Origin of the sequence: Janibacter endophyticus (assembly GCF_016888335.1) — a bacterium.
In the GTDB taxonomy this organism is placed as follows: Bacteria; Actinomycetota; Actinomycetes; order Actinomycetales; family Dermatophilaceae; genus Marihabitans; species Marihabitans endophyticum.
Map to the genome: position 1 here is coordinate 137431 of NZ_JAFEJG010000004.1, position 21897 is coordinate 159327.

At 71.0% G+C, this 21897-nt stretch carries 18 protein-coding genes; 13 read left to right on the forward strand and 5 right to left on the reverse strand.

The window, feature by feature from the left end:
• Positions 1–17: 17 nt before the first annotated feature.
• Entirely contained in the window at positions 18–2138 is a 2121-nt protein-coding gene (locus JNO54_RS00710) for a cell wall-binding repeat-containing protein (RefSeq protein WP_204142158.1), read from the forward strand.
• Between the two features lie 63 nt (positions 2139–2201).
• Here JNO54_RS00710 and JNO54_RS00715 read toward each other — a convergent pair whose 3' ends face one another.
• The 5 genes from JNO54_RS00715 to JNO54_RS00735 all read right to left on the reverse strand — a co-directional run bounded on the left by JNO54_RS00715 (position 2202) and on the right by JNO54_RS00735 (position 7413).
• The gene (locus JNO54_RS00715; RefSeq protein WP_204142159.1) at positions 2202–3572 is read right to left on the reverse strand and encodes a dihydrolipoamide acetyltransferase family protein; all 1371 of its coding nucleotides are present in this window, start codon (positions 3570–3572) and stop codon (positions 2202–2204) included.
• 2 nt (positions 3573–3574) lie between these two features.
• Positions 3575–4564: an alpha-ketoacid dehydrogenase subunit beta gene (locus JNO54_RS00720; RefSeq protein ID WP_204142160.1), complete on the reverse strand. Its 990-nt coding sequence runs from the start codon at positions 4562–4564 to the stop codon at positions 3575–3577.
• Positions 4564–5802, reverse strand: coding sequence for a thiamine pyrophosphate-dependent dehydrogenase E1 component subunit alpha (locus tag JNO54_RS00725; RefSeq protein ID WP_372430702.1), 1239 nt, complete (start codon positions 5800–5802; stop codon positions 4564–4566). Before JNO54_RS00725 ends, JNO54_RS00720 begins: the two co-directional genes overlap by 1 nt.
• 124 nt (positions 5803–5926) lie before the next feature.
• Positions 5927–7021, reverse strand: coding sequence for a histidinol-phosphate transaminase (hisC, locus tag JNO54_RS00730; protein ID WP_204142161.1), 1095 nt, complete (start codon positions 7019–7021; stop codon positions 5927–5929).
• Complete coding sequence (locus JNO54_RS00735; RefSeq protein WP_204142162.1) at positions 7021–7413, reverse strand: phage holin family protein; 393 nt, start codon at positions 7411–7413, stop codon at positions 7021–7023. Before JNO54_RS00735 ends, hisC begins: the two co-directional genes overlap by 1 nt.
• Before the next feature lie 135 nt (positions 7414–7548).
• Here JNO54_RS00735 and JNO54_RS00740 point away from each other — a divergent pair, with 135 nt between their 5' ends.
• From JNO54_RS00740 to JNO54_RS00795, 12 genes are all read left to right on the forward strand, one after another.
• Entirely contained in the window at positions 7549–9291 is a 1743-nt protein-coding gene (locus JNO54_RS00740) for a substrate-binding domain-containing protein (protein WP_204142163.1), read from the forward strand.
• Positions 9292–9408: 117 nt separating this feature from the next.
• Positions 9409–10308: an ABC transporter substrate-binding protein gene (locus JNO54_RS00745; RefSeq protein WP_204142164.1), complete on the forward strand. Its 900-nt coding sequence runs from the start codon at positions 9409–9411 to the stop codon at positions 10306–10308.
• A complete protein-coding gene (locus JNO54_RS00750) occupies positions 10308–11324 on the forward strand; it encodes an amino acid ABC transporter permease (RefSeq protein ID WP_204142165.1) in 1017 nt (338 codons plus the stop codon). The genes JNO54_RS00745 and JNO54_RS00750 overlap by 1 nt, the downstream gene beginning before the upstream one ends.
• Positions 11324–12139, forward strand: coding sequence for an amino acid ABC transporter ATP-binding protein (locus JNO54_RS00755; protein ID WP_204142166.1), 816 nt, complete (start codon positions 11324–11326; stop codon positions 12137–12139). The genes JNO54_RS00750 and JNO54_RS00755 overlap by 1 nt, the downstream gene beginning before the upstream one ends.
• Before the next feature lie 135 nt (positions 12140–12274).
• A complete protein-coding gene (locus JNO54_RS00760) occupies positions 12275–13555 on the forward strand; it encodes an MFS transporter (protein WP_204142167.1) in 1281 nt (426 codons plus the stop codon).
• A gap of 260 nt (positions 13556–13815) precedes the next feature.
• Positions 13816–15282: a cytochrome ubiquinol oxidase subunit I gene (locus JNO54_RS00765; RefSeq protein ID WP_204142168.1), complete on the forward strand. Its 1467-nt coding sequence runs from the start codon at positions 13816–13818 to the stop codon at positions 15280–15282.
• 17 nt (positions 15283–15299) lie between these two features.
• The gene (gene cydB, locus JNO54_RS00770) at positions 15300–16391 is read left to right on the forward strand and encodes a cytochrome d ubiquinol oxidase subunit II (RefSeq protein ID WP_204142169.1); all 1092 of its coding nucleotides are present in this window, start codon (positions 15300–15302) and stop codon (positions 16389–16391) included.
• A 10-nt stretch (positions 16392–16401) separates the two neighbouring features.
• Positions 16402–18069, forward strand: coding sequence for a thiol reductant ABC exporter subunit CydD (cydD, locus tag JNO54_RS00775; protein ID WP_204142170.1), 1668 nt, complete (start codon positions 16402–16404; stop codon positions 18067–18069).
• A complete protein-coding gene (gene cydC, locus JNO54_RS00780) occupies positions 18066–19772 on the forward strand; it encodes a thiol reductant ABC exporter subunit CydC (protein WP_204142171.1) in 1707 nt (568 codons plus the stop codon). Before cydD ends, cydC begins: the two co-directional genes overlap by 4 nt.
• The gene (locus JNO54_RS00785) at positions 19765–20226 is read left to right on the forward strand and encodes a BlaI/MecI/CopY family transcriptional regulator (protein ID WP_204142172.1); all 462 of its coding nucleotides are present in this window, start codon (positions 19765–19767) and stop codon (positions 20224–20226) included. Before cydC ends, JNO54_RS00785 begins: the two co-directional genes overlap by 8 nt.
• Entirely contained in the window at positions 20223–21074 is an 852-nt protein-coding gene (locus JNO54_RS00790; protein ID WP_204142173.1) for a M56 family metallopeptidase, read from the forward strand. The genes JNO54_RS00785 and JNO54_RS00790 overlap by 4 nt, the downstream gene beginning before the upstream one ends.
• 90 nt (positions 21075–21164) lie before the next feature.
• Positions 21165–21896, forward strand: a complete 732-nt coding sequence (locus JNO54_RS00795) for an AIM24 family protein (protein WP_204142174.1) — start codon at positions 21165–21167, stop codon at positions 21894–21896.
• Position 21897 lies beyond the last annotated feature (1 nt).

A 21897-nucleotide genomic window follows, 5' to 3' on the forward strand; every position in this document is an offset into this window, starting at 1 on the left:
AGCAGGGGAGCACACACATGCGCACCGTCCGGACTCTCGTCGCGGCTGCCGCCGCGAGCACCCTCGGGCTCGTCGCGGCCGCAGCCACCGCACAGGCCGACCCCGTCACCGAGGAGCTCACCGTCATCTGCGACGGTATCGGCGACGACACGATCACCGTGACCGGCGACCTTGCCGACGGTGGCACGGCCACCCTGCCGGCGGATGGTCCGCTGAAGGTCGTCGGCAAGCCTGGCTTCGCCGGCCGGACGATGAAGGGGGCCAAGGTCGAGGTCGAGCCCACCGGCGAGGGCGTCACCTGCACGGCGCAGACCCCGACGACGGGCGATCTCGACGAGATCGTGCCCGCGGAGCAGGCGGCTACCGCCCCCGCCGCAGCGGACAGCCCTGTCCGGGGTGCCCTGACCTTCACTGTCACTGTCGACGAGGCCTCCGTCAACGCTGCCGCGCAGCAGCGCTCCATGTCGACCACCACGGCGTCGAACCGATTCCCCTTCGAGTCCGAGCTGCGCACCTACCTCGCCGGGCGGCCAGGCGCGACCGGGGTCGCCGTCCGCATCCCTGGCTCCGGCGAGGTCTTCTCGTACACGAAGACCTCGAACCGCAACGTCACAGCGAGCATCGTCAAGGTCGAGATCATGGCCGGGGTCATGCTCAAGGCGCAGGCCGCCGGCCGCGGGCTGACGACGTGGGAGAAGTCGAAGATCGTCCCGATGATCCGCAACAGCGACAACGCCGCGACGACCTCGCTCTACACCCACATCGGCCGCCGGGACGGCCTGACCCGCGTCTCGCAGCGGCTCGGCATGACCCAGACGATCTCCGACCCGGCCGACCACTGGGGGCTGACGTCCACGGTCCCCGAGGACCAGGCGCTGCTCATGGAGCACTTCACCCGCGCCACCGGCAAGCTGACAAGCACCAACCGGTCCTACGGCATGACCCAGATGCGCAACATCAACACCGCCCAGGACTGGGGCGTCACCGCCGGCCCGCCGAGCGGCACCGTGGCGCTGAAGAACGGCTGGCTCCCCCGCACCGACGGCTGGCACGTCAACTCGATCGGCGCCGTCCAGCACAGCCCCTACCACTACAGCATCGGCGTGCTCACCCACGACGGGTCGAGCAGCGGCACGCAGTCGCGACAGGTGAGCACGATCGAGGGCGTGAGCCGGATCGTCTACACGAAGCGGCAGACGATGTACGAGGCCATCGCCAAGAAGAAGGTCACCCGGGTCGGCGGGAACGACCGGTTCTCGATCTCGGCGGGCGCGTCGGCCAAGACCTTCCCCGCCGGGGCGCCGGTCGCCTACGTCGCCGCCGCGAGCGCGACAGCCGACATCCTCTCGGCGGCCCCGGCCGCAGGCCGCTCCGGGTCGCCGCTCCTGCTCGTGGGCCGCGACGCCGTGAACGCCCCCGTCGCCGCAGAGCTGCAACGCCTCAAGCCGGCCAAGATCGTCCTGCTCGGCGGCACGGTCGCGGCGAGCACGACGCTCGAGCGAGCCTTGCGGCAGTATGCGACCACCGGGGTCGTCGAGCGATGGGGAGGCCCGACGAGGTACGCGTCGTCGGCGCTCATCAGCGCGCTTACCGCCGCCCCGGGCCTCGACACCGCCTTCGTCGCCACCGAGAAGAACGTGACCGCCGCCATCGCCGTGGCCCCCGTGGCGGGGCGGCTCAAGGCGCCGGTCCTCTTCACCCCCCAAGAGCGCCTCCACGCCGAGACGGCCACCGAGCTCAAGCGCCTGGCCCCACGCCGCGTGGTGCTCCTCGGCGGTGGGCCCAGCATCTCCGCAGAGACCGAGGCCCAGGTCCGCAGCGCCCTGCCCGGAGTCCGGATCGAGCGGTGGACCGGCAGCAACCGCGTCAACGGGGCCATAAACATCGCGACGAAGGGGGGTCTCATGTCGTCGAGCACGGCTTGGGTCGTGGAGCGCAACCAGCTCTTCCAGGCGATGGCGGTGACCTCGGCGGCCGCCAAGGACCAGGGCCCGCTCTACTTCACCGACTCCTCCAGCCTTACGGCGGCGACGCGCACCGCGCTCGTCAACCAGCCGCTGTCGACGCTCTCCATCGGCGGCGGGACCGGTCTCGTCTCGAGCTACACCGCGTTCCAGCTCTCACAGACGGTCGACTGACCAAGAGCGACGGCGAAAGGGGATGCGGCCTGGCCCGGCCGCACCCCCTTCGTCGTGCTCGGGTCACACCCAGACGAGCGCCTGCCCCGGGTAGTGGAGCAGCGCCGCGACGTCGGCGAGGACCTTGCTGCCCAGCTCGCCGTCGACCATCCGGTGGTCGAAGGAGAGGGCCAGCTGGGTGACCCAGCGCGGCACGATCTCCTCGACGCCGTCCCGCTCGACGACCCACGGCATGCGCCGCACCGCGCCGAAGGCGAGGATCGCGGCCTCACCCGGGTTGAGGATCGGGGTGCCGGTGTCGACGCCGAAGACCCCGACGTTGGTGATCGTCACGGTCCCCCCGGCGAAGTCGGCCGGCTGCGTCTTGCCCTCGCGCGCCGTCGAGACGAGCTGGGCCATCGCGTCGGCGAGCTCGCGCATCGACATCGAGTCGGCGCCCTTGATGTTCGGCACGAGGAGCCCGCGCGGGGTCGCTGCGGCGATGCCGAGGTTGACGTCGCGCTTGACGACGATCTCCTGGGCGGCCTCGTCCCAGGACGCGTTGACCTGCGGGTTGCGACGGATCGCAAGGCAGAGGGCCTTGGCGACGACGAGCAGCGGCGTGACCTTGACGTCCGTGAAGGCGCGGTCGCGCTTGAGCCGGTCGACGAGCTCCATCGTCGCGGTGACGTCGACGGTGATGAACTCCGTGACGTGCGGCGCGGTGAAGGCCGAGTCGACCATCGCCTGGGCGGTCATCTTGCGGACGCCCTTGATCGGGATGCGCGTCTCCGTCGCACTGCTCCCTGAGGTGCTGCGTCCCACGCTCTGCGTGGGCGAGGCGCTGCGACGAGCCGCGACGGGCTCCGTCGGCGCTGCGCCTCCTGAGGCCGCCGCCTCGACGTCCGCCCGGGTGACGATCCCGCCGTCGCCCGACGGGGTGATCGACCCGAGGTCGACGCCGAGGTCCTTCGCGAGCTTGCGGACCGGCGGCTTCGCGAGCGCGCGGGCGCGCTCGCCGGTGACGGGCATCGCGGGCTCGGGCTCAGGTGCCACCTCGGCCTCCGGCGAAGGGGTCGGGGCCCCCTTGCGAGCGCGACGCCGGGTGGACCCGGCCTTCGCCCCGTAGCCGACGAGGTTGGGCCCGCTGGACTCGTCCCCTTCGCCCTCGGCGGCAGCCGGCTCGGCCGCGGCGGCCGGGTCGCTCCCGCCCTCGCCGGTCTCGACGACGATGATCGGCGCGCCGACCTCGACGGTGTCGCCCTCGGCCGCGAGCAGCTCGACGACCGTGCCCGCGAAGGGGATCGGCAGCTCGACCAGCGACTTCGCGGTCTCGACCTCGACGACCATGTCGTTGACCTTGACGACGTCGCCGACGGCGACCCGCCAGGTGACGAGGTCGGCCTCGGTGAGGCCCTCGCCGGGGTCGGGCAGGTTGAACTTCTTCAGCGCCATGCTCAGTACTCCAGCGATCGGTCGACGGCGTCGAGCACCCGGTCGAGGTCGGGGAGGAAGTGCTCCTCGTGCCGGCTCGGCGGGTAGGGGATGTTGTAGCCGCCGACCCGCAGGACCGGCGCCTCGAGGTGGTAGAAGGCCTCCTGCTGGATGAGCGTGGCGATCTCCGCCCCCAGCCCGACGAAGGTCTGCGCCTCGTGGACGACGATCGCGTGCCCGGTCTTGCGGACGGAGTCGAGGATCGCCGGCAGGTCGAGCGGGCTGAGCGTGCGCAGGTCGATGACCTCGAGGCTGCGCCCCTCCTCCGCCGCGGCATCGGCGGCCTGGAGGCAGGTCTTGACCATGGGGCCGTAGCAGAGCAGCGTCGCGTCGGTGCCCTCGCGGACGACGCGGGACTCGTAGAGCCCGAGGTCCGCGCCGGCGTCCCGGTCAACCTCGACCTGGCCGCGCTCGTGGTAGCGGCGCTTGGGCTCGAAGAAGATCACCGGGTCGTCGGTCTGGATGGCCTGCTGGATCATCCAGTAGGCGTCAGCGGCGTTCGAGCAGCTGACGACCCGCAGGCCCGCGGTGTGGGCGAAGTAGGCCTCGTTGGACTCGCTGTGGTGCTCCACCGCACCGATGCCTCCGCCGCAGGGGATGCGGATGACCATCGGGACCCGGAGGTTGCCGAGCGAGCGGGCGTGCATCTTCGCGACCTGGCTGACGATCTGGTCGAAGGCCGGGTAGACGAAGCCGTCGAACTGGATCTCGACGACCGGGCGGTATCCGCGCAGCGCCAGCCCGACCGCGGTGCCGACGATGCCGGACTCGGCGAGCGGGGTGTCGATGACCCGGTCCTCGCCGAAGTCCTTCTGCAGGCCCTCGGTGATGCGGAAGACGCCGCCGAGCTTGCCGACGTCCTCGCCCATGAGGACGACCTTCGGGTCCTCCTCCATCGCCCGGCGCAGGCCCGCGTTCAACCCCTTCGCGAGGGTGAGCTTGCTGCCCGCCATCAGTGGCTCCCCTCCTCGACGAAGGAGGCTTGGTAGGCCTGGAACTCCGCCCTCTCGGCCGCGACGACGGGGTGCTCCTCGACGTAGATGTTGTCGAACATCGTCACCGGGTCCGGGTCGTGCATCGTCTGGCAGGCCTCGCGGATGCGGGCCGCGATCTCGTCGGCCTCGACGTCGACGGCGGCGAAGAACTCGGCGTCGGCGTGGCCCTTCTCCTCCATGAAGCCGCGCATGCGCTTGATCGGGTCCTTCTCGCGCCAGATCTCGACCTCGGCGTCCGAGCGGTACTTCGTCGGGTCGTCGGAGGTGGTGTGGGCGCCCATCCGGTAGGTGTAGGCCTCGATGAGGGTCGGCCCCTCCCCCGCGCGCGCCCGGTCGAGGGCCGCCTTGCACACCGCGTAGGTCGCGAGCGGGTCGTTGCCGTCGACGAGGACGCCGGGGATCCCGAAGCCGCGCGAGCGCTGGTACGGCGGGATCGTGAACTGCTTGTCGTTGGGCTCGGAGATCGCCCACTGGTTGTTCTGGATGAAGAAGACGATCGGGGCCGCCGTGACCGAGGCGAAAACGAGCGCCTCGTTGTAGTCACCCTGCGCCGTGCCGCCGTCACCGGTGAAGGCCATGACCGCGGTGTCACGGTCCGGGTCGCCCGTGCCGACGGCGCCGTCGGCCTTGACCCCCATGGCGTAGCCGGTGCCGTGGAGCATCTGGTTGCCGATGACGATCGTGTAGAGGTGGAAGTTGTTGGCGTTGGAGTCCCAGCCGCCGTTGTTGACCCCGCGGAACATCCCGAAGAGGTTCTCCGGCGGGACCCCACGGCACCAGGCCACACCGTGCTCGCGGTAGCCGGGGAAGGCGTAGTCCTGCGGGCGCAGCGCACGACCGGCGCCCACCTGGGCGGCCTCCTGTCCCAGGAGGCTGGGCCAGAGCCCGAGCTCGCCCTGACGCTGCAGCGCGTGCCCCTCGGCGTCGATGCGGCGCACGAGGACGAGGTCGCGGTAGATCGTCCGGGCGTCCTGCGAGGTCATCTCCTCGACGATGCAGCTGTACGGCTCGTTGGCCTCGGTGATCCCGAGGCGGTTGCCGTCGGCGTCGACGAACTGGACCATGTCCGGGTTGTCGGCCGAGTAGTGCCCGGTGATCTGGCTCGGCGGGGTCGGCCCGTGCCCGCCCGAGGACTCGAAGGCCCCCGCCATGTCGGCGCCGGCGCTGCGGCCCTGCGCGACCTCGTTGTCGCTCACGTCATCTCCCTTCGTCCCGGCGGGCTGGGGGATCACCCCGCGCCGGTGCGGTGGACGCGCCGAGGCCCGGGATGTGACCGGGCGCACACGCGTTGTCGTCGGGCGACAACCTACCTGAGAAGTCTCACCCCTCGAGACAGGCGAAGCTGCGGGCCACCTCGACGAGACGGTCGTTGGCCTCCGGCTCACCGATGGTGACCCGCACCCCTTCGGTCCCGTAGGGACGGACCGACAGGCCGGCGTCGGCGCAGGCTGCGACGAAGTCGGGGGTGCGCTCGCCGAGAGGGAACCACACGAAGTTCGCCCCGCTCTGCGGCATCTCCCAGCCGCCCGCGGTCAGCGCCTCGACGACCCGTCGACGCTCCCCTACGAGTGCCGCCACCCGCTCGCCGAGCTCCTCCTGGGCCCCGAGAGAGGCGACCGCGGCGACCTGGGCCAGCGAGTTCACGCCGAAGGGGGTGGCCGTCTTGCGCAGCGCCTCGGCGACCGGCTCGTGGGCCACCGCGTAGCCGACCCGCAGGCCGGCCAGCCCGTAGGCCTTGGAGAAGGTCCGCACGACCGCCACGTTCGGGTGGGCCTGGTGGATCTCCAGCGCCCGGACCGGGTCCTGGCTGCCGTCGTCCTCGACGAACTCGAGGTAGGCCTCGTCGATGACGACGAGCACGTGCTCGGGCACCCGCGCCACGAGGTCGAGAAGCTCGGCGTGGGTCACGGTCGGCCCGGTCGGGTTGTTGGGGGTGCACACGAGGAGGACGCGGGTCCGGTCGGTCACCGCGGCGACCATCGCGTCGAGGTCGTGCCGGTGGTCTCGCGTGAGCGGCACCCGGACCGACTCCGCCCCGGCGAGCGCCACGACGATCGGGTATGCCTCGAAGGAGCGCCACGCGAAGACGACCTCGTCGCCGTCGTCGCACGTCGCCTGGATGATCTGACCGAGGACGCCGACGCTGCCGGTGCCGCAGGCGATGCGCTCGGGCGGCACGTCGAGGTGCTCGGACAACGCCTCCGTCAGCTCGGTGATGCCCATGTCCGGGTATCGGTTCACCGTGCCGGCGGCCTCCTCGATGACCGCACGGACCGACGGCAGCGGCGGGTACGGGTTCTCGTTGGAGCTGACCTTGTAGACGGTCTGGCCCTCACGGGCCGCAGCCGGCTTGCCGGCGACGTAGGCGGGCACGCTGTCGAGGGCGCCGCGCAGGCGCACGGGGGTGGTCGCCATCAGGCGTCGTCACCGTCGGGGATGACGAAGTTCAGGACCATCGAGACGACCGTGACGATGAGGGCGCCGATGACGGCGTCCCAGAAGAACTGGTCGATCGAGAAGGACAGCCCGAGCGGCTCGCTGATCCACTCGGTGAGCTGGAGCATGAAGGCGTTGACGATGAAGGTGAAGAGCCCCAGGGTCAGCACGATCGCCGGGAAGGAGAGGAGCTTGGCGATCGGCTTGACCACGGCGTTGATGAGCCCGAAGAGAACCGCGACGAGGAGCACCGTCGTGAACCTCGAAGCGAAGGTCGAGCCGTCCTCTGCGAGCTTGATGCCGCCCACGAGGAAGGCAGCGACCCAGAGCGCGACGGCGTTGACGGCGATCTTGACAGCGAGGTTGGCCATGCGAGCAGTGTGGCAGGAGCGTGACGATGCGCACACCCGGGCGACATTCGCGGGTCGTCTGGGGTGAACTGGACTTTGTGACACCCCGGGCCCCGGGGTGTCACTGACCGTGCGAGCCCGGATCGAAGGAGCCCGATGTCCCGCGACGACCTGTCGAGCTCGCCCTCGCGTCGGGACGACGCATGGGGGGACGACGCCTGGAGCGACTCCGCGGTCCCCGGCGACGGCTCCCCGGGCGATGAGTTCTCGGCCAGGTCCGAGCGGAGACGCGCGCGACATCGTGAGAACCGCCGCCCGCCGTGGACTCTTGTCGTCGCCGGCGCGCTCGCCCTCATGCTGGGCCTCGGCGCCGCGGCCTGGGCGCTGCTCCGCGACGACGAGCAGTCGGTGTCCGCCTGCCCCGCCGGCACGCTGAGGGTCTCGGTCTCCCCCGAGATCGCCGAGGCCGTCGACAGCGCCCTGACGCGCGTCGCCGACGGGGACGAGTGCACCAGGTTCAGCGTCTCGCCCGAGAGCGCGACAGAGGTCGCCCAGGCGATCAACGAGGGCAACGCCCCCGCGGCGTGGATCCCGGACTCGTCGACGTGGGTGGATGCCATCGACACCGACGGCTCGCAGGGGCAGTGGATCGCCGGGCCGTCCGTCGCCAGCTCTCCCGTCGTCCTGGCAGCCCGGGACAAGGCCACCCGGGTCAGCTCGTGGAGCCAGCTCCTCAACAGCAGCGACGACCTGCAGATGGCCAACCCTGACGTCGACAGCGCGAGCCGTCTCGCCTTCCACGCCAGCCGCAGCGGACAGCCCGACACCGTCGGCATGCGGACCGGTTCTCGGCTCATCGTCCTCTCCCGCTTCGCCGCGCCGTCGACGACCAAGCTCTTGAGCGACCACGCGAGCGACCCCTCGGGCACCGTCCAGTTCCCCGCGTCCGAGCAGGCGATCGCCGCCTTCGGCGAGGAGCACCCCGACTCCCCCCTTCGCGCCGTCATGCCGGAGAACGGGACCCTGTCGCTCGACTACCCCTGGATCACCAACCCCCAGCTCACCTCGGACCAGGTGAAGATCGCGGACAAGGCTCGGGCAGCCCTCGCCAGCACGGAGATGCGCCGCGACCTCGCGCGCGCCGGCTTCCGCAGCCCGGACGGCAGCGGAGGGCCGGAGATCGCCGGCCAGCCCGCTGCGAAGCTCACCGAGATGACCCCGCTCGACCGTGACGAGCGACTCGCCGCGGCCGAGCAGTGGCACGTGCTGCGCACCGACATGCGGATGCTCCCGATCATCGACGTATCGGGCTCGATGGCGTGGCCGAGCACCACCCCGGGCATGACCCGCTTCGAGATCGCCCAGGGCGCGTTGCGCCGGGCCCTGCAGATCATCCCCGCCGGCAGCCAGGTCGGCGCCTGGATCTTCTCCTCTGACCAGGGCGGCAAGGGTGTCGACCACAGGGAGCTCGCTCCGATCATGCGGCTCGACACGAAGCTCGAGGACGGTGGCACGCACCGGGACCGGCTGGCGCAGATCGTCGACCGGACCGACCGTTACGTCAAGGGCGACACCGGCCTCTACGACTCGGTCTGGGCCGGGTACCAGACGATGCTCGACGAGTACGACCCGGACTACGTCAACTCCGTCGTCGTCATCACCGACGGCGAGAACGACGACCCCAACGGCGGGCTCAACCTCCGCCAGCTGCTCGACAAGCTCGACGGCGCCTACGACCCGGAGAAGCCGGTGCGGATCATCACCATCGGCATGGGCGAGGCCAACCCGCAGGCGCTCCAGCAGATCGCCGACGAGTCCGGCGGCAGCTCCTACATCGCCGAGACCCCCGACGACATCCAGCGCGTCTTCGTCCAGGCCCTCCTGGCCCGCCGCTCCTGAGCGCCAGGTTGCGGCTCGGTCTCGACCGGTGCGAAGGGGGCGACCCTCACCCCTTCGTGGTGGCACCATGACCCCACCAGGCGCGCCCGCGCCCACCTGAACCACGGAGGAACCCTCATGCGTCGCGCCCCCTTCGCCCTGGCAGCCGCCTTCGCCCTGACGACCACGCTGGCAGCCTGCGGCTCGGACAGCCTCGACGAGGCGGGCGACTCGGCCAGCTCGGCCACCGAGTCGCTCAAGGTCGAGGCCGACGAGGCCCTCGCCGACAAGGTCCCCGCCGAGATCAAGGAGAAGGGGACGCTCCAGGTCGGCTCCGACGCCTCCTACGCCCCCAACGAGTTCCTCGGTGACGACGGCAAGACCGTCGAGGGCATGGACGTCGACCTCTTCGACGCCGTCGCCGACAAGCTCGGCCTGAAGACCGAGTGGAGCAACGCCAGCTTCGACTCGCTGCTCGCGGGTGTCGGCTCGGGCAAGTACGACGTCTCGGTGAGCTCCTTCACGATCAACGACGAGCGCAAGAAGGAGGTCAACATGATTGCCTACTTCAACGCCGGCACCCAGTGGGTCACCGCCAAGGGCAACCCGAAGAACGTCAACCCGGACGACGCCTGCGGGCTGAGCATCGGCGTCCAGAAGGGCACCGTCCAGATCGACGACCTCGAGGCGCGCAACAAGGAGTGCACCGACGCCGGCAAGGACCCGATCAAGGCGGTCGTCGAGCAGGAGCAGTCGAAGGTCACCGTCAGCCTCGCCTCGGGCAAGGTCGACGCGATGCTCGCCGACTCCCCCATCGCGCTCTACGCGGTCAAGCAGCAGCCCGACGCGCTCGAGCCCCTCGGTGAGATCTACGACTCGGCCCCGTACGGCATCGTCGTCCCGAAGGACCAGACCGAGCTCGCCGACGCCATCGCCGAGGCGCTCAAGGCGATCAAGGAGGACGGCACCTACGACACCGTCCTGAAGAACTGGGGCAACGAGTCGGGCGCGATCGACGACTTCGCCGTCAACCCTTGATGGGTTCCACCCCTGACGACGCGCGGACGCCGTCTCCTTCGAGCGAAGGGGGCGGCGTCGCCCGGTCCTCCGACGAGCGCCCCGGGGTGATCGAGGCCGTCCCGGTCCGCCACCCCGGCCGGTGGGTCGCGGTGGCGGTCATCGGGGCGCTCGGCGCGATGCTCGTGTCGAGCTTCGTCACCAACCCCAAGTGGGACTTCCCCTTCGCCTTCCGGGTGATGAACTTCAGCCCGGTGCTCGAGGGCCTGCTCAAGGGCACGATCATCGCGACGGTCGGCTCGATGATCATCGGCGTGACGCTCGGCGTCGTCGTCGGCATCATGCGGCTCTCGAGCAACCCGGTGCTGCGGGTCGTCGGCCTGGCGTACACGTGGTTCTTCCGCGGGATCCCGCGCCTCGTGCTCGTCTTCCTCTTCGGCTCGGGCATCGGCTACCTCTACCCGAAGTTCGACATCGGGCCCTTCCCCTTCAGCCAGCAGCTCGCCGGCTGGCTCGGGCTGAGCTCCGACCTCACGCTCTTCAGCCTCAACGTCAACCAGATCAGCTCGACGCTCATCTGGGGCATCATCGCGATGGGGCTCTCCGAGGCCGCGTACATGGCCGAGATCGCCCGCGCCGGGATCCTCTCGGTCGACGAGGGGCAGCGCGAGGCGGCCGCCGCGCTCGGCATGAGCCCCGGCCAGGCGATGCGCCGGGTCGTCCTGCCGCAGGCGATGCGCGTCATCATCCCGCCGACCGGCAACGAGACGATCGCGATGGTCAAGGACACCTCGCTGCTCGCCTACCTGCCGCTCGGCACCGAGCTGTTCTTCCAGACCCAGGTCGTGAGCAGCCGGACCTTCAAGGTCATGCCCTCGCTCGTCGCCGCCACGATCTGGTACCTCGTCATCACGACGGTGCTCATGATCGGGCAGTACTACCTCGAGCGGTACTTCGGCCGCGGCTACGGCACCACCGATGACTCGAAGGCCAAGGCCAACACCACCAAGGCCAAGCTGCTCGGGAGGAGCGTCTGATGACAACCGGCATGCCGCTCGTGCACGCGGTCAACGTCCACAAGTCCTTCGGCAGCAACGAGGTGCTCAAGGGCATCGACATCGATGTCAACGAGGGCGAGGTCGTCTGCCTCCTCGGGCCGTCCGGGTCGGGCAAGACGACCTTCCTGCGGTGCATCAACCAGCTCGAGGACATCCAGGCCGGCCGGATCTGGGTCGACGGGGACCTGGCCGGGTACCGCGAGCGGGACGGCAAGCTCTACCGGCTCAAGGACAAGCAGATCGCCGCGAAGCGCCGTGACATCGGCATGGTCTTCCAGCGGTTCAACCTCTTCCCGCACATGACCGCGCTGCAGAACGTCATGGAGGCGCCGATCAAGGTCAAGCGGCGCAAGCGCTCCGAGGTCGAGGCCGAGGCCTTCGAGCTGCTCGAGAAGGTGGGGCTGCAGGACAAGCACGACGCCTACCCGGCCGCGCTCTCCGGGGGCCAGCAGCAGCGCGTCGCCATCGCCCGGGCGCTGGCGATGCAACCCAAGCTCATGCTCTTCGACGAGCCGACCTCGGCGCTGGACCCCGAGCTCGTCGGCGAGGTCCTCGACGTCATGCGCCGGCTCGCCCAGCGCGGCATGACGATGATCGTCGTGACCCACGAGATGGCCTTCGCCCGCGACGTCGCGGACCGGGTGATCTTCATGGACGGCGGCGTCGTCGTCGAGCAGGGCGACCCGACTCAGGTCATCAACGACCCGCAGCACGAGCGGACGAAGTCCTTCCTCTCCCGCCTGCGCGCCGAGCACGAGCAGGTCGCCCAGGCCGCCGCCGAGCTCGTCGTCTGACCCCCCTCCCCCCTCCCCCTTTCGCACGAGCCAAGGCTCCTCCCCCTCCCCCTTTCGCACGAGCCAAGGCTCCTACCCCCTTCGTCCGACACGAGCCTTGGCTCGTGCGAGGAGGTGGGGACGTAGGGTGCCTCGGTGCGACGGATCCGGGGACTGCTGGCGGACACCCGCCCGCTCGCCATCCCCGAGTACCGGCGGCTCTTCGTCGGTCAGGCCGTCACGGTCGTCGGGGCGCAGCTGACGGTCGTCGCCGTCCCGGCCCAGATCTACGGGATGACCGGGTCGTCGGCGTACGTCGGGCTCACCGGGGTCTTCGGGCTCGTCCCGTTGCTCGTCTTCGGCCTGTGGGGCGGCAGCATCGCCGACCACTTCGACCGGCGGCGAGTCCTGACGATCACGACGTGGGGGCTCATCCTCAGCTCGGCCGCGCTGTGGGTGCAGGCCGCCCTCGGCTCGACGAACGTCTGGCTGCTGCTCTCGATCTACGCCCTCCAGCAGGCCTTCTTCGCCATCAACCAGCCCACCCGCGGGGCCGCGATCGCCCGGATCGTGCCCGCCCCCCTTCGTCCCGCCGCGAGCTCGCTCGGGATGACGGTCTTCATGGCGGGGGCCATCGCCGGCCCGCTCATCGGCGGCGCGCTCATCCCGCTCATCGGCTATGCCTGGCTCTACCTCCTCGACACGATCACCCTCTTCGCGACGCTCTGGGCGGTCGTCGGGCTGCCGACGATGCCGATCGAGCGCGAGGCCGACGCGCCCCCGTCCTCGCCCGGGCTGCGGTCGGTCTGGGACGGGCTCGTCTACCTCCGGGGGCACCCCGTGCTCCTTATGTCCTTCGTCCTCGACGGGGTGGCGATGACCTTCGGGATGCCGCGGGCGCTCGTGCCGGAGATGGCGCACGTCGACTTCGGGGGTCCGAGCGAAGGGGGGTTCGCCTTTGCCGTCCTCTTCGCGGCGATGCCGCTCGGGGCCTTCCTCGGCGGGGTCTTCTCCGGATGGGTGTCGCGGGTCGAGCACCACGGCCTCGCGGTGTCGGGGTCGATCGTCGTCTGGGGTCTGTCCATGGTCGGCATGGGTGCCGCGGTCATGGCGGCCGGCGGCTCGCTCGGGGCGATGCTCTGGGTCGCGGCCTTCTTCTTCGCGCTCGGCGGGGCGGCGGACGTCATCTCGGCGGCCTTCCGGACGGCAATGATGCAGAGCGCCGCCACCGACGCGATGCGCGGCCGGATCCAGGGGGTTTTCCTCGTCGTCGTCGCCGGCGGTCCCCGCGTCGCCGACGTCCTGCACGGCGCGGCCTCGCCCACGCTCGGTGCCGGGCTGACCACCGCTGTCGGCGGTGGCCTCGTCGTCGTGCTCACCGTCCTGCTCAGCCGGCCCGGCACCCCCTTCGTCCGGTACCGCGCGCCGCTCGCCTGACCCCCTTCGCCCACGCCCCCTTCGCCCACGCCCCCTTCGCCCCCGCCCCCTTCGCCCCCGCGCCCTTCGCCCACCCGCGCTGACCCGACAAGGTTCCTCGAACCCGACAACCGTTCCCGGGTTCCACGCACTTTCTCGGGTTATCCGATAAAGGGCCCGTGCCCCTCGTCACCATTCAGGTGGACCTTGCTTGTGACTACTACGGTCCGTCGTAGCATGTACGACGACATGTAGTACTACGACGTTTGCAAGGGGAGCCGATGGAAACCCTCGAGCTCGCGCGGTGGCAGTTCGCCATCACCACCGTGTACCACTTCTTCTTCGTGCCGATCACCATCGGCATGTCCGCGCTCGTCGCCTGGTTCCACACCCGGTGGCTCATCAAGCGCAACCCCGAGGACATGAGGCTGGCCAAGTTCTTCGGCAAGCTCTTCACGATCAACTTCGCCCTCGGCCTCGTCACCGGCATCGTCCAGGAGTTCCAGTTCGGCATGAACTGGAGCTCCTACAGCCGTTTCGTCGGTGACATCTTCGGTGCCCCCCTCGCGTTCGAGGCGCTCCTCGCGTTCTTCATGGAGTCGACCTTCCTCGGCCTGTGGATCTTCGGCTGGGGCAAGCTCCCGGAGAAGATCCACGTCATGTGCATCTGGCTGGTGCACATCGGCACGGTGCTCTCCGCGTACTTCATCCTCGCGGCGAACTCCTTCATGCAGAACCCGGTCGGCTACCGGATCAACGAGGTCACCGGCCGCGCCGAGATGGCCGACTTCATCGCCGTGCTGACCAACAAGGTCCAGCTCGTCGCCTTCCCGCACGTCGTCACCTCGGCGTACATGGTCGGTGGCGCCTTCATCATGGCCGTCGCCTTCCACAAGATGCGCCAGGCCCAGCGCGGCGAGGCCGCCACGGTCGCCGGCGCCGGTGGCCAGGAGGAGGTCCCGATGTGGCGTCGCGCCGCACGTCTCGGGGCGGTCGTCTCCCTCGTCGCCGGCCTCGCCGTCGCCGTCTCCGGCGACGTCCAGGGCAAGATCATGACCGAGGTCCAGCCCATGAAGATGGCGGCCGCGGAGGCGCTCTACGACACCCCGCCCGCCGGGGAGTGCGCACCCTTCTCGGTGCTCACCGTCGCCGGGCTCGGGGGCGAGGACCCCCGGCACATCATCGAGATCCCCTGCCTGCTGAGCTACCTCGGCACCGGCAGCTGGGACGGCCAGGTCCAGGGCATGGTCGACATCGAGAACGAGTACCGGGCGACCTTCGCTGACCAAGAGCTCACCCAGGCGGACAGCTACATCCCGCCGATCGCGATGACGTACTGGAACTTCCGCCTCATGATGGGCGCCGGCTTCTTCGCCGCCGGAGTTGCCGCCGTCGTCCTCTTCGCCACGCGCAAGAAGGCGATGGGGGTGCCGATGCAGGGCTGGTGGAAGCCGCTGCTCGTCCTCGCCCCGATCGCCACGGTCGTCGCCAACAGCTTCGGCTGGATCTTCACCGAGCTGGGCCGCCAGCCCTGGATCGTCCAGGGTGAGATGACGACGGCCCAGGGTGTCTCGCCCTCCGTCGGTGCCGCCGACGTGTGGATCTCGATGATCGTCTACACCCTCGTCTACGGCGTCCTCGCCGTCATCGAGGTCAAGCTCTTCCTCGACTACATCAAGAAGGGCGCGGAGCCGTTCGAGGAGCCCAAGCTCCTCGAGGACGACGACGAGCTCGCCTTCGCGTACTGACAGGAGACGCGACAGACATGGAACTCACGACCTTCTGGTTCATCCTTCTCGCGGTCCTGTGGACGGGCTACCTCGTCCTCGAGGGCTTCGACTTCGGGGTCGGCATGCTCGTCCCCGTCCTCGGCGGCACCCAGCGCGGCACCGAGCCGCAGGCCGTCGAGGAGGAGAAGAAACGCCGCGTCCTCCTCACGACGATCGGGCCCTTCTGGGACGGCAACGAGGTGTGGCTGCTCACCGCCGGTGGCGCGACCTTCGCCGCCTTCCCGCACTGGTACGCCACGATGTTCTCCGGCATGTACCTCGCCCTGCTCCTCGTGCTCGTCGCGCTCATCCTGCGCAACATGGGCTTCGAGTACCGCCACAAGCGGGACTCCGAGGCGTGGCGCAAGGGTTGGGACTACTGCATCATCGGCGGCTCCCTCGTCGCCCCGCTCCTCGTCGGCGCGGCCCTGACGAACCTCGTCTACGGCCTGCCGATGGAGGCGCACATGGCCGGCCAGACCGAGTACACCGAGTTCACCGGCACCCTCTTCAGCCTGCTCAACCCGGTGAGCCTGCTCGGCGGCATCACGATCGTCGCGCTCTGCCTGACGCACGGCGCCCACTTCGTCGCGCTCAAGACGCACGGCGAGATCCGGGAGCAGGCGCGCGCCTTCGCGACGAAGGCGGGCCTCGTCTCGGCCGTCCTCGCTGTCGTCCTGCTCCTGTGGCTGGGCATCCTCGAGGGCTCGGCGTGGTCGTGGCTCACCACGGCGCTCGCGGCCGTCGCGCTGCTCGCGGCGATCTTCTTCAACACGAAGGGGTTGGAGGGCAAGGCCTTCGTCGGCACGACCCTGACGATCCTCTTCGCCGTCGCGACGTACTTCCTCATGCTCTTCCCCAACGCGATCAACGGGCGCGGTGACGACCCGAACCTCACCCTCGAGGCGGCCGCCAGCTCCCCGCTGACGCTGAAGATCATGACCGGTGCGGCGCTCGTCTTCACGCCCATCGCGCTCATCTACACGGCGTGGAACTACTGGGTCTTCCGCAAGCGGATCTCGACGGACCACATCCCCGCGTCGACCGACCCGCTGGCGACGACCCAGGGCGAGCCCGTCAAGGGCTGACCGGCACCCGATGGCCGCCCCCTTCGACCTCCGACTCCTCCGCCTGGTACCGCAGACGCGGCGCCCGGTGGGGGTGCTCGGAGCGCTGGGAGTCCTCGGGGGTCTGGCGACCATCGCCTCGGCCTTCGCGCTGACGACGCTCGTCGTCGCCGTCGTGCGCGGCGAGCCGATCCTCACCCCGGCGCTCGCGACGCTGGGGATCTTCGCGCTCCGGGCCGTGCTCGCGGCGGTCTCCGAGCGGGTCGCGGCCTGGGCCGGAGCGCAGGTGAGCACCCAGCTGCGCGAGGAGCTCGTCGCGACCTGGTTGCAGCGCCCGGCCGAGGAGCGCCCCGAGCCCTCGCGCGCGCTGACCCTCGCGGCGCAGGGCACGGCGAGCGTCGAGCCCTACGTCGCGAAGTACCTGCCGACCCTCGTCACCGCGGCCGTCGTGCCGCCGCTGGTGATCCTCACCCTGCTCGTCCTCGACTGGCCGGCCGCGCTCGTCGTCATCCTCACCCTGCCGCTGCTCCCCCTCTTCGCCGTGCTCATCGGCATGTCGACCGCCGAGGACACCCGGAAGCGGTGGCGCGCCCTGAGCGACCTGTCTGGCCACTTCCTCGACGTCATGACCGGCCTGCCGACGCTCGTCACCTATGGGCGCGGCGACCGTCAGGTGCGCTCGGTCCAGGAGGTCAGCCAGCGGCACCGCCGGGCGACGATGCGCACCCTGCGCCTGGCCTTCATGTCCTCGGCGGCGCTCGAGCTGCTCGCGACGATCTCCGTAGCCATCGTCGCGGTGCTCGTCGGTCTGCGGCTCACCTACGGGGCCATGGACCTGTGGGTCGGCATGCTCACGATCCTCCTCGCCCCGGAGGCGTACTGGCCGGTCCGCCGGGTCGGCGGCGAGTTCCACTCCGCGGCCGACGGTGCGGAGGCGGTCCAGGGCATCCTCGCCGAGCTCGCCTCTCGCTCGTCCGCCGGGGTTGCCGGCGAGCCGGGGACGAAGGGGGCGGAGCCGGGAGCCGTGGTCGTCACCGACCTCTCGTACACCTATCCCGGCACCGAACGGGCGGTGCTCGACGGCGTGAGCCTGAGCGCCGGCAGCGGCCTGACCGCCGTCACCGGCACCTCGGGCGTCGGCAAGACCACCTTGCTCGAGCTGGTCGCGGGGCTGCGGACCCCGACCGCCGGCACCGTCCTCGCCCCCGCCGTGCACCTCGTGACCCAGCGTCCCTTCTTCGGCGCACCCACCCTGCGCGGCAACCTCGCTCTCGGCAGGGACGCGGACGACGCGGCGATGTGGACCGCGCTGCGCGAGGTCGGCCTCGAGGGCTTCGTCGCCGGGCTGCCGCAGGGGCTCTCGACGCCGGTCGGCGACGACGGCTTCGGCCTATCGGCCGGCCAGCGCGCCCGGCTCGTCCTCGCCCGCGCGGTCCTCTCCCCCGCCTCGGTCATCCTCCTCGACGAGCCGACCGCCCACCTCGACGTCGCAGCGACGGCGTCCGTGCACGACGCGATCGAGCGGATCGCCCAGACCCGCACCGTCATCGCGGTGACCCACCGCCCCGAGCTCGTCGCCCGCGCCGACCACCACGTGCACCTCGAGTCGCCCACCGACTCGTCCCAGGCCGGTCCCAGGTCGGCGGGGGATCATGGGTCTCCCCAGGCCACGGCGACGAAGGGGGGCGGGGCCCGATGAGCATCGCCCGACCCTCCCGTGCGCCCCGGCGGCAGGACGGTGGCGTCCTCGCCGTCAGCCCGAAGATCATCATCGCCGGGCTGCTCGGCGGCGCGGCCGCCGCCTCCGGTGTCGCGCTGACGACGACCTCGGGGTGGCTCATCGTCCGGGCCGACCAGCGGCCCCAGATCCTCCTGCTCATCACGGCCATCGTCGGGGTGCGCACCTTCGGCCTGGGCCGTCCGGTCTTCCGCTACCTCGAGCGGCTGCGCAGCCACGACGCCGCGCTCGAGGTGCTCGCCGACCGACGCGCCCAGACCTACGCGCGGCTCGTCCCGCTGACCCCCGCCCGGCTCGGGCGGAGGGGCCGCACCGACCTGTTGACCGGGGTCGTCGACGACCTCACCGACATCACCGAGGCCGCTGTCCGGGTGACGGTGCCCGTCATCGGCGCTCTGCTCGCCGGGGTCGTCGCCACCCTGCTCACCGCCTTCTTCGAGCCGGCCGCCGGGCTCGTCCTCGCCGGCATGCTCGCCGCCTGCGCCGCCCTCGTCGCGCTCTGCTACCGCCTCGAGGCCTCCGCCCAGGCCGAGGTCCTCGCCGCCCGCGCGGAGGTGACCCGCGTGAGCCACCTCGCGACCCGCTACGCCGACGACCTGCGTGCCATCGGCGCCACCGGGACCGCCGAGGGCTGGGTCGCCGACGCCCACGGCGCGTTGCGGGCCGAGCTGGGTCGCCAGGCCCGCGGTCGCGCCCTGGTCTCCGGCGGCGTCCTGCTCGTCACGGCGCTCGCGACCCTCGGCTGTGCCTGGGTGGCGATCGGCAGCGACGTCTCGACCCCGGTGAAGGCGCTCCTCGTCCTCGCACCCGTCGCCACCGGCGAGATCCTCGGCGTGCTCACGGACGCCACCCGCGCGCTGGCTCGCGCGACGGCCGGTCAGACCCGCCTCGACGCCCTCCTCGACCAGGACCCGGCCGTCGTCGATCGCGCCGACGTCGACACGACCGCCGGGGAGCGGCTGCGCACCCTGGCCAGCGCCCCCGTCATCGAGCTGCGGGACCTCACCGCGTCGTGGACCGGAGGCGCCACCCACCTCGGTCCTGTGTCCCTGACGATCGAGCCGGGCGAGCACCTGGCCCTCGTCGGGGCGAACGGCAGCGGCAAGTCGACCCTGCTCGCCGTCCTCGGCAGGCACCTCGACCCGACGACCGGCAGCTACCTCGTCAACGGTCAGGACACCGCCGAGCTGCCCGTCGCCGACGTCCGCTCGCTCGTCGCCGTCGTCGACGACGAGCCGCACGTCTTCGCCTCCACCCTCCGCGAGAACCTCCGGCTCGCCCGCGGCCCCCAGCAGGAGGCGGCCACCGACGACGAGCTGCTCGACGCCCTTCGCTGCGCCGGCCTGCAGACCTGGCTCGACGGCCTCGACGACGGACTCGACTCCCGGCTCGGCGTCGGCGGCCTCGGGGTCTCCGGCGGCGAGCGCACCCGCCTGGCCATCGCCCGGGCCCTCGTCTCGGACCGCCCCGTGCTCCTCCTCGACGAGCCGGGCGCGCACCTCGACCACCCGACGGCACAGGCCGTCATCACAGACCTCCTCGCCGGCGCACCAGGACGTACCGTGATCCTCGTGTCGCACCACGATGTCGGGACCGACCTGGTCGACCACGTGGTCGACCTGAGCAGCATCACGAAGAACGGGAAGGTGATCGGACATGCCTAGCGCGCGCAGCTCCCTGGGATCTCTGGAGCGATCGGTCATGGACGTGCTCTGGGCAGGGCCGGAGGCGGGCCTGACCGTCAGGGAGGTCCTCGAGCGGATCGAGACCGGCAAGGACCTCGCGTACACGACCGTCATGACGGTGCTGACCCGCCTGGCGGACAAGGGCGTGCTCGAGCGCGAGCAGGACGGTCGCGCATGGCGCTACCGCGCCGCCCAGAGCCGGCAGCAGATGACGGCCGAGGCGATGCGCGACCCCCTCGAGAGCATCCCGCACGAGGAGAAGACCTCGGCGATCCTCCACTTCATCGAGGAGGCCACCCCCGCCGAGATCGCCAGCCTGCGCGCCGCCCTCGACGCCGTCGAGACGCGCGCCGCCGAGGCGCCGAAGGCGACCGGCCAGACCGAGTCCACCTCGTCACGCTCCGTGGTCCCCCTTCGCCGTCGGCGTCGATGACCGCGATCCTCCTCGTCGCGGTCGGCGTCCTCCTCGTCACCACCGCGCCCAGGGTGCTCAGCGCCCTGCCCGGCCTGCGCCGCTCCCCCCGGGCGGCGCTGCTCCTGTGGCAGACGACGGCCCTGGCGGGCACCGTCTGCGTCATCGCGGCCGGGCCGGTCGCGGCGATCTCGATCTGGCCCCTGGACCGTCGTGGGATCGACGTCGCCGCCGCGCTCGTCGCCCTCGTCGCGAGCGCGCAGTGCCTCAGCCTGATCCTCGTCAACGGGCACCTCGTGGGCACGACGCTGCGCAGCGCCCGGCGTCGCCACCGCGCCCTGCTCCGCCTCGTCGGCGACGACCACCGCGACGGCCGGCTGACGATCGTCGAGCACCACACCCCGACCGCCTACTGCGTGCCGGGGCGCCGGCGCCGCGTCGTCCTCTCGACCGCCACGCTCTCCGAGCTGCCCGAGGACGAGCTCGACGCCGTGCTCGCCCACGAGCGCGCCCACCTCGGCGAGCGCCACGACCTGCTCCTCGAGTACTTCACCGTCGCCCACCGCAGCGCGCCGCGGTGGCTGCGCTCGGACCGCGCGCTCTCCGAGGTGCGCCTGCTCATCGAGGTGCTTGCGGACCGCGCGGCCCGGCAACGGACCGGGGACGTCCCGCTCGCCCGGGCCCTCGTCCGCCTCGCCGGCTCCCGGACGCCGGAGGCGATGCTCGGCGCCGCCGACGAGGCGCACGTCGCCGCCCGGATGGACCTCCTGGCCACGCGGCCGGCATCCGCCTGGCACGCGGCCGGGGTCTACACGCTCGTCGTCCTCGTCGGGCTGCTCCCGGCCGGGGTGCTCGCCCTGACGATGTAGGGCTGCCCCCCTTACGGCGCCGCCCTCGTCCGCCCTACTGTCGTCCTCGGCGACCACCGTGGCCGCCGCACTCAGGAGGGGGTCTCGACCATGCCGATCCACGGTTCGCTCTTCACCGAGTTCCAGGAGCAGAGCTCCCCGGACCAGTTCTCGCTGCAGAACAAGAAGCTGCTCAAGATCCAGATGGGCTACGGCCCGGTCTGGGCGCGGGCGGGTTCGATGGTCGCCTACCAGGGCGACATCCGCTTCGAGAACACCGGCTCCGGCGGTCTCGGCAAGCTCGTCAAGGCCGCCGCCACGGGCGAGGGCGTGAAGATGATGCGCTGCACCGGGTCGGGCGAGCTCTTCGTCGCGCACGAGGCCCGCGAGGTCCAGGTGATGTACCTCGAGGACGACATGGTCTCGGTCAACGGCGCCAACGTCCTCGCCTTCTCCGACTCGATCCGGTGGGACATCAAGCGGATCCAGGCCCGTGGAGCGGCGATGACCGGCGGCCTCTACAACGTCGAGCTCCGCGGCAGTGGGTACGTGGCCGTCACGACGAAGGGGGATCCCGTCGCCCTCGACGTCTCGGGCGCGCCCACCTACGGTGACGCGCAGGCGGTGGTCTTGTGGACCGCCGGTGTCCAGATGGACATCCGGGTCGACACCGGCGGGCTGCGCTCGATGGTCCGGGGCGGGACGGGCGAGACCTTCCAGATGGCCTTCGGCGGGCAGGGCTACGTCCTCGTCCAGCCGAGCGAGTCGGTCACCGAAGGGGGCCACCAGAGCAGCGGCGGCGGGGGCGGTGGCGGGATGCTCGGCGACCTCCTGGGAAACTGAG